Annotated in this window: 13 protein-coding genes and 1 pseudogene; 3 read left to right on the top strand and 11 right to left on the bottom strand. The window is 49.1% G+C overall.

The window, feature by feature from the left end:
* Positions 1 to 34: 34 nt before the first annotated feature.
* From JCM10914_RS05610 to JCM10914_RS05600, 3 genes are all read left to right on the top strand, one after another.
* The gene (locus JCM10914_RS05610; protein ID WP_023958406.1) at positions 35 to 553 is read left to right on the top strand and encodes a GNAT family N-acetyltransferase; all 519 of its coding nucleotides are present in this window, start codon (positions 35 to 37) and stop codon (positions 551 to 553) included.
* A 123-nt stretch (positions 554 to 676) separates the two neighbouring features.
* A complete protein-coding gene (locus JCM10914_RS05605; protein WP_023958404.1) occupies positions 677 to 1540 on the top strand; it encodes a class I SAM-dependent methyltransferase in 864 nt (287 codons plus the stop codon).
* A gap of 4 nt (positions 1541 to 1544) precedes the next feature.
* Positions 1545 to 2267, top strand: a complete 723-nt coding sequence (locus JCM10914_RS05600; RefSeq protein WP_023958402.1) for an RluA family pseudouridine synthase — start codon at positions 1545 to 1547, stop codon at positions 2265 to 2267.
* 160 nt (positions 2268 to 2427) lie between these two features.
* Here JCM10914_RS05600 and JCM10914_RS05595 read toward each other — a convergent pair whose 3' ends face one another.
* From JCM10914_RS05595 to JCM10914_RS05545, 11 genes and pseudogenes are all read right to left on the bottom strand, one after another.
* Positions 2428 to 2859, bottom strand: coding sequence for a MarR family winged helix-turn-helix transcriptional regulator (locus JCM10914_RS05595; protein ID WP_023958400.1), 432 nt, complete (start codon positions 2857 to 2859; stop codon positions 2428 to 2430).
* 344 nt (positions 2860 to 3203) lie between these two features.
* Complete coding sequence (gene gyrA / locus JCM10914_RS05590) at positions 3204 to 5627, bottom strand: DNA gyrase subunit A (RefSeq protein WP_023958398.1); 2424 nt, start codon at positions 5625 to 5627, stop codon at positions 3204 to 3206.
* An 11-nt stretch (positions 5628 to 5638) separates the two neighbouring features.
* A pseudogene (gene parE / locus JCM10914_RS05585) lies at positions 5639 to 7616 on the bottom strand (DNA topoisomerase IV subunit B).
* 75 nt (positions 7617 to 7691) lie between these two features.
* Positions 7692 to 8681, bottom strand: coding sequence for an ABC transporter permease (locus tag JCM10914_RS05580; RefSeq protein WP_023958394.1), 990 nt, complete (start codon positions 8679 to 8681; stop codon positions 7692 to 7694).
* Positions 8674 to 9642, bottom strand: a complete 969-nt coding sequence (locus tag JCM10914_RS05575) for an ABC transporter ATP-binding protein (protein ID WP_023958392.1) — start codon at positions 9640 to 9642, stop codon at positions 8674 to 8676. The genes JCM10914_RS05580 and JCM10914_RS05575 overlap by 8 nt, the downstream gene beginning before the upstream one ends.
* Positions 9643 to 9677: 35 nt before the next feature.
* Positions 9678 to 10535: a GDSL-type esterase/lipase family protein gene (locus JCM10914_RS05570; protein WP_023958390.1), complete on the bottom strand. Its 858-nt coding sequence runs from the start codon at positions 10533 to 10535 to the stop codon at positions 9678 to 9680.
* Positions 10536 to 10697: 162 nt separating this feature from the next.
* The gene (locus JCM10914_RS05565; protein WP_023958388.1) at positions 10698 to 11480 is read right to left on the bottom strand and encodes a CAP domain-containing protein; all 783 of its coding nucleotides are present in this window, start codon (positions 11478 to 11480) and stop codon (positions 10698 to 10700) included.
* Between the two features lie 232 nt (positions 11481 to 11712).
* Positions 11713 to 12174 (bottom strand): GNAT family N-acetyltransferase, encoded by a 462-nt coding sequence (locus tag JCM10914_RS05560; RefSeq protein WP_023958386.1) that lies wholly within the window; start codon positions 12172 to 12174, stop codon positions 11713 to 11715.
* 139 nt (positions 12175 to 12313) lie between these two features.
* Positions 12314 to 14179, bottom strand: coding sequence for an ABC transporter ATP-binding protein (locus tag JCM10914_RS05555; protein WP_023958384.1), 1866 nt, complete (start codon positions 14177 to 14179; stop codon positions 12314 to 12316).
* Positions 14176 to 15954 (bottom strand): ABC transporter ATP-binding protein, encoded by a 1779-nt coding sequence (locus JCM10914_RS05550; RefSeq protein WP_023958382.1) that lies wholly within the window; start codon positions 15952 to 15954, stop codon positions 14176 to 14178. The genes JCM10914_RS05555 and JCM10914_RS05550 overlap by 4 nt, the downstream gene beginning before the upstream one ends.
* A 458-nt stretch (positions 15955 to 16412) precedes the next feature.
* Positions 16413 to 18199: dynamin family protein (locus JCM10914_RS05545; RefSeq protein WP_036717146.1), on the bottom strand; the 1787-nt coding region annotated here is incomplete at its 5' end.

Below are 18199 nucleotides of genomic sequence, written 5' to 3'. Positions count from 1 at the left end.
GATCTTTATGATGATACGAGGAGAGATGTAGCAGATGAATATTCGTACTGAGACAAATCAAGATATGGAGAGGGTCCAGCACCTTCTCCTCCAGGCGTTTCCTGGTCAAGCAGAAGCACGGTTGGTGGAAGAGCTGAGAAAGGACCCTCAGTTCGTTCCCGAATTATCAATCGTTGCAGAAGAGAACGGAATCATAAAGGGCCATATTCTGTTGAGCCAGGGCCAGCTTCTTGATGGCCATCAAACCCATGCCGTTGCGGCATTGGCTCCGTTGGCCGTATTGCCAAAATACCAGCGCCAAGGCATTGGCGGGCTATTAGTGGAGGAAGGAAAAAGAAGATGTGCTTCCCTTGGCTATCCGCTTGTATTTCTGTTCGGACACCCTACTTATTATCCACGCTTTGGGTTCGAACAGGCTAGAAGGTATGGACTCGATATCAAGCAGTTCACCGTATCTGATGAAGTATTCATGGTAGCTGAGCTAAAATCCGGTGCGCTGGAGAAGCTTCAAGGAGAATTTAGATATCCACCTGCCTTTGAAAATCTGGAATAGAGTCTTGTGACTTAGCCTTCCATTGTACGATATGTCAGACGAATGGCGCAGAGTTGGTGGCTTTTATCTTCAAAAATGTTGTACAATGAAAGCTAAATGACTATTTGAAGGATGGTTTTCAACATGTATGTAGCTAATGGCTGGCAAGACTATGAAGTTATTGATACCGGAGGCGGAGAGAAGCTGGAGCGCTGGGGTGACGTTATTCTCCGCCGTCCGGATCCGCAAATTATATGGCCGATCGCACAAGAGGACGGTCAGTGGCGCAGTGTCCATGGACACTACCATCGCAGTTCGTCCGGAGGGGGTCAGTGGGATATGAAAAAACCGCTCCCTGATCGCTGGACCATCTCATATAACCAATTGAAATTTCATATTAAGCCCACCAATTTCAAGCATACCGGCTTATTCCCGGAACAAGCAGCCAACTGGTCCTGGATGATGGACAAGATTGCCGCGGCCGGACGTCCTATTCGCGTGCTGAATCTGTTCGCTTATACAGGCGGTGCAACGGTTGCCGCAGCTTCAGCTGGAGCAGAGGTTGTGCATGTCGATGCTGCCAAGGGTATGGTGCAATGGGCTAAAGAGAACGCGGCCTTGTCCGGTCTCTCCAATCATCCGATTCGTTACATCACGGATGATGTATTCAAATTCGTACAGCGTGAGCAGCGCCGCGGCAACAAGTATGATGCCATCATCATGGATCCGCCCTCATACGGACGTGGACCAAGCGGCGAAACTTGGAAGCTGGAACAGAGCTTGTATCCGTTCCTAGAGAGCTGCCTGGAGATCGTCTCTGATCAACCGCTATTCATGCTGATTAATTCATATACAACCGGGATCTCACCTACCGTACTGAATAATATGCTAACGATGACCATGAAACCGAAATACGGCGGCAGCATTAGTGCCGGTGAAATCGGATTGCCGATTACCCGCACGGGGATGACCTTACCATGCGGTATCCTTGGTCGATGGGAGTCTTGATCGCATGAGCGAGCGGAAGACTGCCGAAACTCCGGAAGTACCGATCCTTTTTGAAGATAATCATGTACTAGGTGTCGCCAAACCGGTTAATATCCCCTCCCAGGAAGATGCGACCGGTGATCCCGACATGCTGACGATTCTGAAGCAAGACATTAAGGAGCGGTATAACAAGCCGGGTAACGTATATCTGGGCTTGGTTCACCGGTTGGATCGCCCAGTAGGCGGAGCCATGGTATTCGCGAAGACATCCAAAGCGGCATCTCGGTTATCCGAAGCTGTGCGCAGTCGAAATTTTCGCAAATTGTACACCGCAGTCGTACACGGAGTTCCTGCTGGCAAGACGGGAACCCTGATCAATATGCTCCATAAAGATACGCGTACTAACACTGTGCAAGTAGTTCCAAAGGGCACGGATGGAGCCAAGGAAGCCATTCTGGACTACACTGTCATTCAAAGTGAACAAGGCTACAGCTTGCTGCTGATTGAACTGCACACCGGCAGACCGCATCAAATCCGGGTTCAACTCAGTCATGCAGGTCATCCACTCTATGGTGATCAGAAATATGGGAGCAGTGTTAACAAAGCCGGGCAACAGATCGCCCTGTGGTCGATTTTGGTCGGATTTCCTCATCCCGTATCCAAAGAAGACGTTACGCTTCATTCCCTGCCCCCGGCTTTGCATCCATGGACGTTATTTAACATGAACAAGCTGGAGCCCTGGTTATAGCGTAAGACTTATCATCGCAATAGACTCTTAAGAGACAGCCTATGTCGTAGCGGCTGTCTCTTTGTCATGTTAAACGCAATCTGTTCTTCCGGGAGGGGATACCAACATACCTCCGCCTCACACGCTTATCAGTCCAGAGAAGCAAAAGCGTGAAGAGAAACTACACTTCCACAAGAGCCTCTTGCGGAACCGTGCTAATCTTCCCTAATAGGTAGACCAGCAGCTGTTGATTATGCGAGGAAATTCGATTGAGGACCTGACCTAGATACTCTTCTCGTACGCACACCCCTCTGATTCGTTCATCCTCACCCTTAGGAGAAATCGTAACCCACACGATACGCCTGTCATGAACATCCCGTTCCCGCTTGATTAATTCATTCTTCTCCATCCGATCAAGCAGCATGGTTACAGCCGCAGGACTTGTCGCCATATATGGAATGAAATCGGAAGGCTTCATTCGCTGCTGCTCTTGAAGTACCTCCAGCACCGTTAATTGCGACTCCGTTAATGTTGGCGCTAATCCGGCTTCCATATGAAGTTTATAATCCTTGGCTAGCTTGGACCACACTTTGGCAAAATCGGCAGTATGCATGATTATCCCTTCCTTTCTTCTATATCAATATAAAGACGATGCGTCTGGAGCAATCCCAATGATGAGCACATATGAATAGTTTATTAGGTTAACTATTTCGTGAACACCATAGCATTTTCCTTCTTTTTTCGTTAAAAAATATAATTTCCGAGCATACGACAAAACCCGCCAGCCCAGTTGTGACGCAGGATCTCTTGATTCTCCCTCTGTCGACAGCGTAAGACATATGTCAATTAGTATAAGCCGAAGTAGATATAAAAAAAGCGTCCAGCATGGACGCTTTTTCCCTGATTCTATTAAAAAAATGGATCAGCCCTCTTTGGACTGCTCACCTTGCGGCAGATTCACCAGATGAACGATTTGGCCCTTCTTGCGACATCAGCCAGAAGCTTGCCTATGGATTTACGGTCAGAGATCGTAACTTGTTCCGTTGCAATTGGATACGCCGTGCCTTCATTGCTGTAAGCTACAATCTGAAGCGGCTCCTTACAATAGAAGGCACCAACAATGGCACTTCCATTCGGTTTCACACGCTTGCCTTCCTTAAACTCAAAGGTAGCCATGCCTTTGCCGCCCCGGCTCTGAATCGGATAATCCAGCAGCAGTGAGCGTTTACCGTATCCAAGATCCGTTATCGTTAATATTTCGCCTTCATCGTTCTCTACCCATAGCGCAGCGACCACTTCGTCGCCTTCGCGCAGCTGAATCCCCCGAACACCGCCAGAGACGCGCCCCATGGCGTTGACTTCCTGTTCCTTAAATCGAATGCTCATTCCGTCTTTGGATACAAGCAGAATTTCTTGTGTTCCATCACTTAGAACAACTTGAACGACACTGTCATCAGCAGCTATTTTGGCAGCAGCGACGGCACCCGCGCGTTTGGTGATATACTCCTTGAGCTCGGTTCGCTTCACTTGTCCCTTGCGCGTGACAAATACCAACGATTTATCGCTTTGTTCGAAATTGGATACAGGAATAACGGAGACGATCTGATCCTCCTTCGGCACTTGTATGACGTTGACGATCGCGGTCCCGGCGTCTTTCCACTTGTATTCTGGAATCTGGTGAACCGGCAGTAGGAAATACTGGCCGCGACTCGTAAAGATCAACAGATTCTCCAGCGTATTGACCTGGAACAATCGCGTAATGTAATCACCTTCTTTGACACCTGAGCTTCCTAGCTCTCCGCCACTGCGGGTGAATGACATCATGCTGGTACGCTTAATGTATCCATCATTGGATAACGTAACAACCACATCTTCAGCATTAACCAGCACTTCAAGATTAACCTTGATCTCTTCTACTTCTTCCTGGATCACCGATCTGCGATCAACCCCATACTTCTCGCGAATCTCCAGCAGTTCTTTGCGGATGACACCGATCAACTTCTTATCACTGTCTAGAATGGACCGAAGACCTTCAATCTTCTTCGACAATTCATCCAATTCTTTCTGCAGGGAGTTAATCTCAAGGTTTGTCAAACGGTATAATTGCAGTGTAAGAATGGAGTCCGCCTGGCGCTCGGTAAATCCGAACATCCACTGCAGATTGTTCTGGGCATCCTGCCGATTCTTGGAGGCTTTAATGGCGGCGATAACTTCATCCAGGATGTTCAACGCCTTGACCAAGCCCTCCAATACATGAGCCCGATCCTCTGCTTTCTCCAATTCGAATTTCGTTCGGTGTGTGACCACTTCACGCTGATGCTCGATATAAGCCTCCAGCATCGCTTTGAGTCCAAGCTGCTGTGGTGTCTTATTAACGATGGCCACCATATTCGAGTTGTACGTAACCTGCAAATCCGTCTTCTTGAACAAGTAAGCCAAAATTCCGTTGGCATCCGCATCTTTCTTCAATTCAACGACGATACGCATTCCATCCCGGCCGCTCTCGTCACGCACTTCAGCAATGCCCTCGACTTTTTTCTCAAGCCGTATGTTCTCCATAGCGGTTACAAGACGGGATTTGACGACTTGGTAAGGGATTTCAGTAATGACGATCTGCTGTTTACCCCCGCGCAAGGACTCAATATCCGTCTTGGAGCGCAGATAAACACGTCCTTTACCGGTGCGGTAAGCATCCAGAATCCCTTCGCCGCCCATAATAATGCCGCTTGTCGGAAAGTCTGGTCCTTTAATAAAGGTCATAATCTCTTCAAGCTCAATATCCGGTTTCTGCATAACGGCGATACAGGCATCGATCACTTCACGCAGATTATGCGGAGGAATTTCCGTTGCAAATCCTGCCGAGATACCACTGGCCCCGTTAACAAGCAAGTTCGGATAACGAGAAGGCAGTACAACCGGTTCCTTTGCCGTATTATCAAAATTGTCCTTGAACAGTACGGTCCGCTTCTCAATATCCCGAAGCAGTTCCATGGCGATTGGCGATAATCTCGCCTCAGTATAACGCATTGCTGCAGCCGGATCATCATCCTGGGAGCCCCAATTGCCGTGCCCGTCCACAAGTACATGCCCCATCTTCCAAGGCTGAGCCATTCGGACCATGCCTTCGTAGATCGAAGAGTCTCCATGTGGATGATAGTTACCCATGACATCCCCAACCGTTTTGGCTGATTTGCGGTAAGGCTTATCCGGTGTGTTACCGGAATCGTACATTGCATACAATATGCGCCGTTGAACGGGTTTTAATCCGTCACGTACATCCGGAATGGCCCGATCCTGAATAATATACTTGGAATACCGGCCGAAACGGTCACCTACAACCTCTTCCAGATAAGCCGGCAAAAATTGTTCCGATAAACTCATGCATTCACCTTCTATTCCTCAAACTCCGCAAAATTAACGTTATCTACAATCCATCGTTTACGTGGGTCTACCTTATCGCCCATCAGTTGATACCCGGCGCTCTGCCTTGGCAGCATCTTCAATCTGTACCTGTAGTAACGTCCGTGTTTCCGGGTTCATCGTTGTTTCCCATAGCTGATCGGGATTCATCTCGCCAAGACCCTTGTAACGCTGCAATTCAAAGCTCTTAAATTCCTTCAGGTAATTATTCAACTGCTCATCCGTCCAGGCATACCGGATCGTCTCCAGTTTACCTGACTTGCTGGCGATTTTATATAGTGGCGGCTGAGCAATGTAGACGCGTCCCGCATCAATAAGCGGCTTCATGTACCGGTAAAAGAACGTTAGCAGCAGCACCTGAATATGTGCGCCATCCGTATCAGCGTCCGTCATGATGATGATTTTGGAATAATTGCTATCCGACCCGGTAAACTCCGTACCGATCCCGGCGCCGATAGCGGAAACGATCGCTCGATACTCCTCATTCTTCAGGATATCCGCAAGTTTCGACTTCTCTGGGTTCATCGGCTTACCTTTGAGCGGCAGAATCGCTTGAATCTTGGAATCTCTCCCTTGCTTCGCCGAACCTCCAGCTGAGTCTCCTTCAACGATAAACAGTTCGGTTCGCGAGAAATCCTTGGATTGTGCCGGTGTTAGCTTACCGCCGAGATTGGAGCTCTCACTGCGTTTCTTCCCACTACGCATCTCATCGCGTGCCTTACGCGCAGCCTCTCGCGCCTTCGAGGCTTGGATCGCCTTCTTCAGCAGCGTCTGGGCAACCTGGGGATTCTCTTCCAGAAAAATCTGCATCTTCTCCGTCACGATGCTGTCCACTGCACTTCGTGCCGAAGCGCTGCCGAGTTGATCCTTCGTCTGACCTACGAATTCGACCTCAGCCATCTTCACGCTGATGACCGTCATCATCCCTTCACGAAGATCGTTCCCCTCGAGATTCTTATCCTTCTCCTTGAGTAGGTTATTCTTGCGGGCATAGTCGTTCATCACCCGGGTATAAGCAGTCTTAAATCCGGTTTCGTGTGTTCCTCCGCCGCGCGTAGGAATAGAGTTGACGAAGGAAGCCAGCGTTTCGGTGTAACCGCCGTTATATTGCAGAGCGATCTCGACCTCAATTTCGTCCTTCTCCGCATAGAAATGAATCACGTCATGCAGAACATCCTTGCCTTCGTTCAGGAACTGAACGAATTGACTTGCCCCGCCCTCATAAAAGAACTCGTCCCCGCTACCGCTACGCTCATCTTTCAATACGATGCGCAAGCCGGAATTGAGAAAGGCGATTTCTTGAAGACGTTCAGCTAAAGTGTCATAGTTCAGATGCGTTCCGCTCGTAAAGACACGCTTATCGGGCTTGAATGTAATCTTCGAACCGGTCTTGTTGGTGTTGCCTAGCGTTTCAAGACCTGTCACGGGCTCACCCACATGCTCCTTGCCATCCGGATCCTGCCAATACTCGAAGCGCTGACGATGAATTTTACCCTCGCGGTAAATCTCAACTTCGAGCCATTCGGACAAGGCATTCGTTACCGAAGCCCCTACGCCATGCAACCCGCCCGACTTCTTATATCCGGAACCGCCGAACTTACCACCGGCATGCAAAATAGTGAAGACGACCTGTGGTGTTGGAATTCCGGTCTTATGCATCCCTGTCGGGATGCCCCGTCCATTATCGTATACCGTTGCAGATCCGTCTTTATGCAAAGTAATTTCAATTCTCGAGCAGTACTTGGCCAAATGCTCGTCAACAGCGTTGTCCACGATTTCCCACATCAGATGATGCAAGCCTGACGAACTTGTGCTACCTATGTACATGCCTGGCCGTTTGCGTACTGCAACAAGGCCTTCGAGCACTTGAATGTCGTCAGCATCGTATCCTGAACGGTTAGTACCACCGCTCTTTGATGACTCTGCAAACATATCGATCTGTTCGACCATTCATGCTCCTCCTTCAATTCCACGTTTCATTCTAATTTTATAAAATGCAAACAAATGTTTCATACTTTGTCCATTTTAATTCAAAATATCCCTTTTCGTAAAGACACTGAATGAAATGATCACCGCGCAAGCAGCCCAGAGGGCTAATATGGCAAGTGAAAAATTCAATGTCATTCCTTCAATCGGTGGCAGATTCCCAGCCAGATAGCCGGTCAAATTCAGATTGACCATGAATAAATACTTCGCGCTGCTCCAAGCGGACGCCATATTCGTAAGAATGTTTCCAGCGATGAGGGCTGCCATCATAATTACGATGCTAGCCGCTGTACTGCGAACAAGCACCGACACCATAAACGCGAGCATCCCCACACAAATTCCGACAAACCAGACCAATCCACCCTGCATCAATAAGTACTTCCATTGGGGTACGGCGTGGACTCCTGACAAATCCACGTCAGAGCCAACAATTTCAAATCCCGTGAAGACGGGAATATTAAATCCCTTGTAACCAAAGGCAACACCAGATACCAGATACGCTATGACATAGGCGGACACCACAATTAACGAGGTGAACATGATTAATGTGATCAGCTTGCTCAGCAGCACCTTCCAGCGCTTGACCGGCCGTGTGAGCAGCATTTTAATGGTACCCGTCGTACGCTCTCCGGAAACAATATCCGAGGCAATTGCCATGATCAATAGCGGAATAAACAAGGAAATCGCATTGTTCATAAATTCACGCGTAAACGTAACACCATTTGGTTCATTAGGATTAACATCATGCTCTAAATAATACTGCATCTGCTGAATAAAGATTTGACGGTATCTTTTCCACTCATCTGGCACACGATCACTGCTGAGCGAAGTTTCGTTATCAGTAATCCGCTGCTGCAACTCAAGCCGCCAGTCGCTGCCAAATTTCTCCTGACTACGTTCAGCCGACTTCATCTGAGCATAAGTGAACATCGGCACAAGTGCAAGCAAAACCAACAGAACAACGAAAAATCGTTTGCGCTTAATAATCTTGATGCACTCGTTCTGAATCAACGGGACCAGATTACTCAATGCTCTCACCTTCTGTCATCTGCAGGAACAGTTGCTCCAGCGTTGGATTAATGCGATGCACCTCGAGTACTTGGACACCAGCGGCAACAAGCCGTTCAACGGCGCGGGAAGTATGGGTCTTGCTTATCCGGGTTACGACCGCTTCCGGTGAAAGGCCAGCAAGTAAATTGTCATCCAATACCGTATCCGGTTGATCCACAATTTCACAATAATCCAGCTTCTGCAATATTCGCTTGCCTTGAACGGCCGGATTGAGCCCCCACACAACATGTTCACTATTACCGGCAATCAATTCATCGACTTCGCCAACGGCCAACACACGACCACTGCTGATAATAGCCACCCGATCACATAGCAACTGTATCTCACTTAACAAATGACTCGATACGAACACAGCCAATCCTTCAGCCGCAAGCTGATGAATGAATTGTCGCATCTCCTTGATTCCTTTCGGATCCAGACCGTTGGTCGGCTCATCCAGAATCAACAGACGCGGTCTTCCCAGAAGTGCCTGTGCAATACCGAGACGTTGGCGCATTCCAAGCGAGTACGTACTGACCTTATCATGAATCCTGCGGTCCAGCCGCACGATGTTAACCACTTCCTGTATGCGAGCTTGATCGATGCCCGATTGCATCCGGGCGAAATGCTCGAGATTCTCCCATCCCGTCAAATAAGAATACATTTCAGGATTTTCCACAATCGAACCTATGTACTGAAGCGCCTGCTCTTGTTGCCGATTCACATCAAATCCACAAACTTTAATCACACCGGATGTTGGCTTGATCAGATCGACCAGCATGCGGATCGTTGTCGTCTTCCCGGCTCCATTCGGTCCAAGAAAGCCGAACACCTCACCTGTACGTACTTCGAAGGATACGTCGTGTATGATCCATTTTCGACCGATTCGCTTCGTAATATGCTCGACGGACAACACCGTCTCCTGCACCACTTCGTTCATGTATCACTCCCCCTAAACATCGCTTCCATGATAAATTAGAGCATCCCTTCCACGATCCGGTCGGCAATCGCTTGATAACCGTCACCATTGGGATGAAAATGATCGGACGACAAATATTCCCCCAGCTTGTGCTGAAATAGGTCAAACGTCGGGACTAAAGTCATGTTCGGGTCCCTGCTAACGATCTCCATCACAGCATAATTCCATGCGGTTACTACGATATTGCCCGGAATCAGCAAATCTTCCAAGTCTGCAAACGGATGATATAAGCCGATATATATAATCCTGGCGTTCGGATTGATGGTCCGCAGCTTCTCGAGAATAAGCTGCAAGCGCTCGGAAGCCTGAGGCAGCGCTCCCATGAGTTTCGCCGGATCAAGCTCGGACCCTTCTTCATCCATTATCCCTTCCATCAGTCCACTACCCTGAAATAGATCATTACCGCCAATGGACAGCATGATGACATTCGCTTCTTGAAGTGCATACTGCAGCCCTTTCTCCTCCAGCTTAGGCAGCAAGCCTTCCGTAGTAAGTCCATTGATCGCTAAATTGGCCAATAATTTGGCTGTGTGCCCCTCTTTACCATGCAGTTGGTCAATACTGCGACGGACAAATCCGCTCCCCGTCTTATCGCCCGTTCCCCGAGCAAGAGAATCGCCAATGACCGTAACTTTAATATCGGTTGGCAGAGCAGCAGCACTCTGGCTGTCTTCCGCCCCTGTCGGCCCCTCTTCGATATCTTCGACCATTTCGGATTCCGCTCCAGGAAGCAGCGGTTGTCCTTGTGGATCGTTAATATCATCGTAAGCATACATAAAACCCAATATGAGTACAACGGTTGCAGCAACCGACACGGAGGCGGTCAGGCGCCAAATCCATGCTGAAGATCTCATTTCATTCCCCCTACTTCATGTGCTTTTGTACATTAACCTTAAAACTTCCAAGATTATTTTGCAAATCCGAACAGCTTAAAAAATAAAACTGCCCCGCGCACGGCTTTAACCGTACTCGGAGCAGTCATCTTAGAAGTTTATAATGGCTACTGCATCTTGCACTTATTGGCTAATGAATTCTTGCACCCAATGCCCGTTATAATATCCAACGCCAATCATCGTGAAGTTCGGAGACAGGATATTCTCACGATGACCTTGGCTGTTCATCCAGGCTGTCATCACTTCTTGCGGCGTGCGTTGACCTTTGGCAATATTCTCACCAGCGTATCCGTAAGAGATGCCATAAGCTTTCATCATATCGAACGGAGACCCATGAGTTGGTGAAGTATGGCTGAAGTAATTGTTGTCGTTCATATCCTTCGCCTTGTCAAGTGCCATCGTGGTAAGCTGACCGTGAACGGTTAACGGCTTAAGACCCGCATTGGCACGTTCTTTATTAACCAACGTCACAACTTCGGATGCAAAATTCGATTGCTCCGTATTGCCGGTCGATCCGGATGGCTGGGAAGGCTGAGACGGTGTGGTTGGGTTACTTGTCTCCGGCTTGCTTGCTTCTGGTTTACTAGGTTCCGGTTTGCTTGTTTCCGGTTTGCTGGCCTCTGGCTTACTTGCTTCTGGCTTGCTAGCCTCTGGTTTGCTGGTTTCTGGTTTGCTAGGCTGCGGTTTTTCAGCGGGATTATCCGCTTGAGGCTTTTGGATCACCCATTTAAACTCGGAGTCCCATCCTTTACTCTCCAGGAACTGTTGAATCTTTTGCTGCCAATTCGCGTACTGATTATTATCTTGAGCAGGAGCAGCAGAAGCCGAAGCTGGCAGCATAATACCTACAGCCATAACAGCGGCGATACTACCGCCTGCGATTTTCTTCATCCATTTGTTGTTCATTCCTTATTCATCTCCCTATGACTTTAGTTGTGATGTTCGCCGGGCTGCTTCTTCTCTGATGTAGGATCTAGGACGTATAACAATCTCGAAAAAACAGCCCGGCAATAGTTACATTTTTGTAATCACCTACGCAAACATTGTAACACATTTGATACTTTCGGCAATCCTACAAATGCTGGAAAAGAAAAAACCCACCCCGGAACCGGGATGGGTTCAATGAAAAGCCTACGGGCTATAGCGCTTTGTTAAACTGATAGCCTGACTTCTCAAATCCAATGTGTTCATAAAATGCATGTGCGGGAGCAAGTTCTTCCCGGTTGCCGCTTGTGAGAAACAAGAGTTGGCTTCCATGCTGTCTTCCCCATGTCTCTGCACCGCGAATTAATCTTTTGCCAATTCCATGGCCGCGGCAGCTTGAGGTTACAATAACCGAAGTGATTTGAGTGACCGGTTCGGTCATAACGAAAGATTTGACTTGACGGAGCATAATCATGCCGACCACAACACCGTCCAATTCTGCAACCAGATTGCCATACAACGGGTTGTCGTTCATGGCATCCATCCGATCACGCATGACGTTCAGCGTTGTCGGATAATTCAATTCTCGCAGCAAAGATGTGACAGCTTCCAAATCGTTCATCTCAAAGTTTCGAATCAGCAGTGCAGGCGCAGACAATACGCTTTCGATGCTCATTATACCCTCATGCTTCCCTTCTTCTATGAATTCTGATCCACTCTATTCTATTTTGTAAGTTTATGAAGAAGATTGCAAGTATCAAGCGACAATTTTTTTACATTTGTGTCTGATTTGTTAAACCTATGTTAAGCCGAATTTACAAAAATCGGTATTGAGCTTCGACCAGACCGTGATACGTGCCCTGCTTTTGCATAAGCTGGGCGTGATTTCCTTCTTCTATGATCTCACCATGATCCAGTACAACGATATGGTCCGCATGTCTAATCGTCGACAATCGATGTGCCACGATAAAAGAAGTTCGACCTTGCAGCAGCACTTTGAGCGCGTTCTGGATCTTCAGCTCCGTCTCTGTATCAATGCTGGCCGTTGCTTCGTCCAGTATTAGAATCCGCGGATCTGCCAGCAGCGCTCTTGCAAAAGACAAGAGCTGGCGTTGGCCCATCGACAGCATGTTCCCGCGTTCTTCCACTTCCGTATCGTATCCGCCCGGCATCTGAACGATGAAATCATGCGCACCGACTGCCTTGGCTACTTCCTCGATCTCCTCATTGGTCGCATCCAGACGACCGAACCGGATATTATCACGGATCGTACCGGAGAAGATGAACGTATCTTGAAGCACGATCCCGATCTGATTCCGCAGGCTTTCAACGGTTACCGACCTGATATCATAACCATCGATCGTTAAGGTACCGCCGGTTATATCATAAAAACGGCTCAGCAGGTTAATAATCGTACTCTTTCCCGATCCCGTATGACCGACCAGGGCGATGGACTGGCCGGCCTTGACGTCAAGATCTATGCCCTTAAGCGCTTGACGCCCCTTCTCATATTCGAATACGACATTGTCAAGCTTGATATTCCCCTTAATGGTAGGAAGCTTCTTCGCATCGGGCTTGTCATCGATGCTTGGCTTCTCGTCGATGAATTCGAAGATACGCTCTGAGGAAGCCATCGCTACAAGCAATTGGTTATACATCTGGCCGAGCCGGTTGATCGGTTCCCAGAAGTTACCCACATACTGGGTAAAGGCAATCAGCAAACCGATCGTAAGCGCTTCTTGCTGAATAAGGGTTGCTCCCAGCCAGAACAGGATCAGCGTTCCGAAGCCGCCGGTAATTTCGATCAGCGGTCCGAAGGCTTGGTTCATCGCCGAAGCTTTATCCCATGATTTCTTGCTGTCCATGTTCATGTTGTCGAAGAACTTCATGTTCTCTTCTTCTTGGGTGTAGGCTTGTGTCACGCGGATCCCTTGAATCGATTCATTGAGATGGGAGTTGATGCGCGAGTTGCGGATCCGTACATCCTGCCAGGCCCGGCGAATTCTAATCCGAAGCTTCGTGGAGATGAAGAACATGATCGGTACGGTCACAATGACAGCCAGACCCAGCTTCCAGTTAATTAACAGCAGAATGACCACGATTCCGACCAGCTGCACACAGTCAATGATCAAGTTGACCACGCCGTTGGTGAACAAATCCTGCAACGAGTTCACATCATTCGTCACTCGAACCAGCACCGATCCCGCCGGCCGCTTGTCAAAAAAGTTGAACGATAGCTTCTGAATGCGCTTGAACAAATCCGCACGCAGGTCATATATGACGCGCTGACCAATGATGTTCGTATACTTAATCCGGAATATGCCGGCGATCCACTGAATGATATACATCACCAGTACAGCGATCGTAATTTGATACAGAAGGGTTAGACTAGGATTACCTCCCTTCGGATCGATAGCACGGTCAATCGCCAAACTTGTCAGAAACGGTATCGACAACTTGGTGACCGTCCCGATGATCATCATCAGTCCGATCAATGGAAGAATCTGTTTGGCATAAGGCTTCATATATGCAATCAGCCGCGTCAACTGCATCCAGTTAAACGGTTTCTCGATGGCATCATCATCCTTGTAGACAAAACGTTCGCTCGGTTCCTCGGTGGACTTGCCGGGCCGCGGAATTTTAGCTTTGCGATTCGGCTCCGTATTCACGTTGGCGTTCATGCTTGCACCTGCCCTTGCGTCCCCTCTGTTTCCGCCTGTTTGGCGATAAGGTCCGCATATTGTATTTTGTACACATCCTGATATGGCCCCGGCGTCGCAATAAGATCGTTATGCTTGCCACGCTGAACCACTTTCCCCTCATCCAGTACGAGAATTTCGTCGGCATGACGTAAAGAGGAGATTCGGTGCGCAATAATGAACGTCGTTCTTCCCTCCATAACTTCCTGGAATCCGGATTGGATCTCATGCTCGGTCTCCATATCCACCGCGCTTGTTGCGTCATCAAGAATCAGAATCTTCGGATCTTTCAACAGCGCGCGTGCGATCGCAATCCGCTGCTTCTGCCCTCCGGACAATCCCATCCCACGCTCACCGACGACCGTATCGTATCCATCCTTCATTTCCATGATGAACTCATGGGCTTTCGCAAGCTTCGCTACTCGGATAATCTCATCCATACCGACATTCTTCATCCCGTACGAAATGTTGTTCCGAATGCTGGAAGAGAACAGGAACGTCTCCTGGAACACCGTCGCGATTTGGCTCCGAAGGCTGCGGACTTTAATATCGTTAATATTGACGCCGTCCAGCTTGATGCTGCCCTGGTTCACGTTATAGGCGTGCATCAGGAGCTGGATGATCGTGGATTTACCTGAACCGGTTCCACCCAGAAAACCTATGACGGAGCCTGGTTTAGCATCCAGGTTAATATCCTTGACAGCAGCCAGTTTGTTGCCGTAAGCAAAGGTAACGTTATCAAATACTACATGTCCCTTCACTTGGCTTGGCACTAAATCTTCCGCACGATCACGGTCTTTAACATCGATCGGTTGATTCAACAGTTCAAGCACCCGTTCGCCGGACGCTTTGGATTGCGTATAGTTATTAATGTGGAAGCCAATGCCCCAAAGCGGTCCGATTATGTACCAGATAAGCGTAAAGAAAGCGGCCAGCTCACCAACCGTCATCGATTGATTAATAACCATGGTGCCACCTACCGCAAGCAGAATGACGACACTCACGTTGGCGAACAGCTCCATCATCGGGAAGTAGCGCGCCCATAGCGATGAAGCAAAGATTTGGTTTGTTTTGTAACGTTCATTCCGTTCTGAGAACTTATCTACCTCATGCGGTTCACGTGCAAAGGATTTGACGGTACGCACCCCGGTGATATTCTCCTGAACCGCCGTCGTCAGCGAGCTTAGCGCCAGACGCATCTCCTGGAACGCCGGATGAATTCGGGATTCGAACCGGAGTGCCGTGATGACCAGAAACGGCATCGCCACAAGCGTAATCAGCGTCAACTGCCAGCTAATCGTGAACATCATGATTGAGCCAAATGTAACCATTAATACAAGATTGAGAAGCTGGGCGAATCCGAAACCGATAAACATCCGGATTGCCTCTAAATCCCCCGTGAGACGTGACATCAGATCCCCTGTCCGAGCCGTGTCATAATAACGAAATGATAGAAATTGCAGTTTTTCATAGCAGGCGTTCCGCATCGAATAGGCGAGGTAGTTCCCCAGCCTCCCTCCGAAAAAGCCATGCAAGAATTGCATAAAGGCTTTCAGGATGACCACGCCAAGCACAGTCAGGGCCAGTTGTGGTACAATGCCGTAATTCTCCAGCTTGATTGCATCGTCAATCAGCACTTTTAACATTTGCGGATAGACCAAACCTAAAGCGGTTGCAATCGCCAGACACAGAATGGAAAGAAAGAGATAACTTCGTTTCTCCCAAAAGAAGCCCTGCAGTTGCCTGAGAACATTCATGTTTATCCTCCTTTGGATTATTTACGATCAGTTATGTAGCATTTATGAAGTTTATCACCGACCCGAACCCGCGGCAAAGAGGGAAAACCGTCATAAATGAGCCAAAAGGACCTAATGCGGTCAAATAGTTTAACTTATCCTGTTTTCATGATTAAATAATCGGGAATTCTCATAAATACTAGGCATATTCATCACATTATCAATCCCTGTAGCGATCCGGGATCATCATCTGAAAACACCTTTTTCAAAAGCGGATTGTAAACCCTTCCGTTTTCACACTTCCCGGGCTGTGCTGCAAACGTTTGAACTGATATTTATGCAAACATATATGTTAAATTCTTCATATTGAACGATTTTGGCGATGCAGCATTAGGAAAAAAGACGCCCCAGCCGCATATTGGCTGCAGGGCGTCTTTCGTGAATCATATGGAAGGGTTACTCTTGACCCCTAGTTATCCTTAATCAGACGAAACGTGTCGTTCCAATTCATCGGCAAGCTGTCTCCACATGAGCGGTGACTGCCCGTCTTGAAGGGAACTCACAATTGCATCTACGGACTCCATAAGCTGCTCTTTCAGCACCTCGTGATGGTATCGCAGGGATTGCTGACTTCGTGCGGTATAATGGTCGGTCAACTGCTCTTCGCGGCGAGCGGCCGTGGCCCCAATAGCTTCCTTCACATTCGATTCAGCCGCCTCACGCAACTTGGCACTGCCCGTGCCTTCAAAGAAATGCTTCGGATTCTTGAAATACGACCAGTACGATAGCCAATCACCTTGGATCTGCAGATCACTCTCTTCCAGCTCCGGTGCCTCCCAGTCTGAGTCACGCCGGGTTGCTAACGATAATCCTTCTGCGAGCGTATTAAGCTCTGCTGCGATCTTCGTTGCTGCGCCTTCGGTCCACTTCCGGCCAGACTGCTCCAGTCGCAGGGTCGTTGCCCACAGCTCCTGATCCAGCTCCAGCGACAACGTGCGCATCAGATCGCGTCCACAGTCCGCGAATACCTTTTTCAGTTGACCCGCGTCTTCCCGCAGAACGGATGGATTGAACGATTCCTGGAAGAACCGATTCATGGCGTAGTCTAATCGCTGCCGCACATGGAATAACAATTCGCTGCTTTCCTGTGCAATATCACGACGTGGCTGGCGTTCCAATAATTCATCCAACTTGGCCAGCGCCACGGATCGAACTTGTTCCATCTCCGTGATCTGTCTTGCCCGGGTTGTTTCATCCTGTGCCGCCATATCTGCCCACACGCGGATTCGGTCCCTGACAACACCCATTTCATCATAGACTGCTCGCAGCGAAAGCCTTGGAAGCTCCTCCACTGCAAACGTTCCAAGCGCTTCTTCGAACCGAGCGAACCCGGACTGCTTCAGCAGCACCTCATCGTCCAACTGCTTGCCTTCCAGCGCGGACAGACTCGATACCGGGAAGATATGCGGACTTCCTACACCGCTCGATGCCAGATTACTGCGCACATGTTTTACGACATCGTCCAGTTCCTCTTCGGATTGCGCCAGGTCAGCGGCATTGACGATGAAGAACATTTTATCGAGTGCAAAGCTGTCCTTTACCCGGCCCAGCTGGGATAGAAATTGCCGATCTGCCTTCGAGAAAGCATGATTATAGTAAGTGACATACACGATCGCATCCGCGTTCTTGATATAACTGAAGGTTACGCCCGTGTGACGAGCGTGCAAGGAATCCGCGCCAGGCGTATCTACCAGTACGATTCCCTGATCGGTTAACGGACAGCTGTAATACAGATCGATGCCGTCCACATAACAGGATTTGGTCTCATCCGCTACATACCCCCGGTACGCCTGCAGTTCCACCATTTCGGTCGTTCCCAATTTCTGCTCCATCTCATCCCAACCAGCCGCAGCCGCCTTCAGAAATCCGTAATGCGGCAGTCCGGCCGGATGTATCCCCGATGGGGTCATCCCTTCTGCCACACGGCGCCATTGATCCGGCGCCGGCTCCTTCAGACCCAAGACACTGAAAGAGTACAACAGATCATCCCACCACATCGCATACGTCTTCATCCGGACGGCTGCGCTTCCATGCGGCTTGCCTTCTGCCGGAGCCAGAATCCGGTTCACCGCCGCCGTTGTCGGATGCGGAGATACCGGCAAGACCGATTCGCCGAGCAAAGCGTTGGCGAATGAGGATTTTCCGGCGCTGAAAGCCCCGAACAGCGCCATAGTGAACGTGCCGCCCGCGAGCGCATCGGCGCGGG

Source organism: Paenibacillus sp. JCM 10914, assembly GCF_001315105.1.
Taxonomy (GTDB): domain Bacteria; phylum Bacillota; class Bacilli; order Paenibacillales; family Paenibacillaceae; genus Paenibacillus_AQ.
Note: the sequence above shows the minus strand (reverse complement) of the source record. Positions and strands in the feature narration are given on the sequence as shown.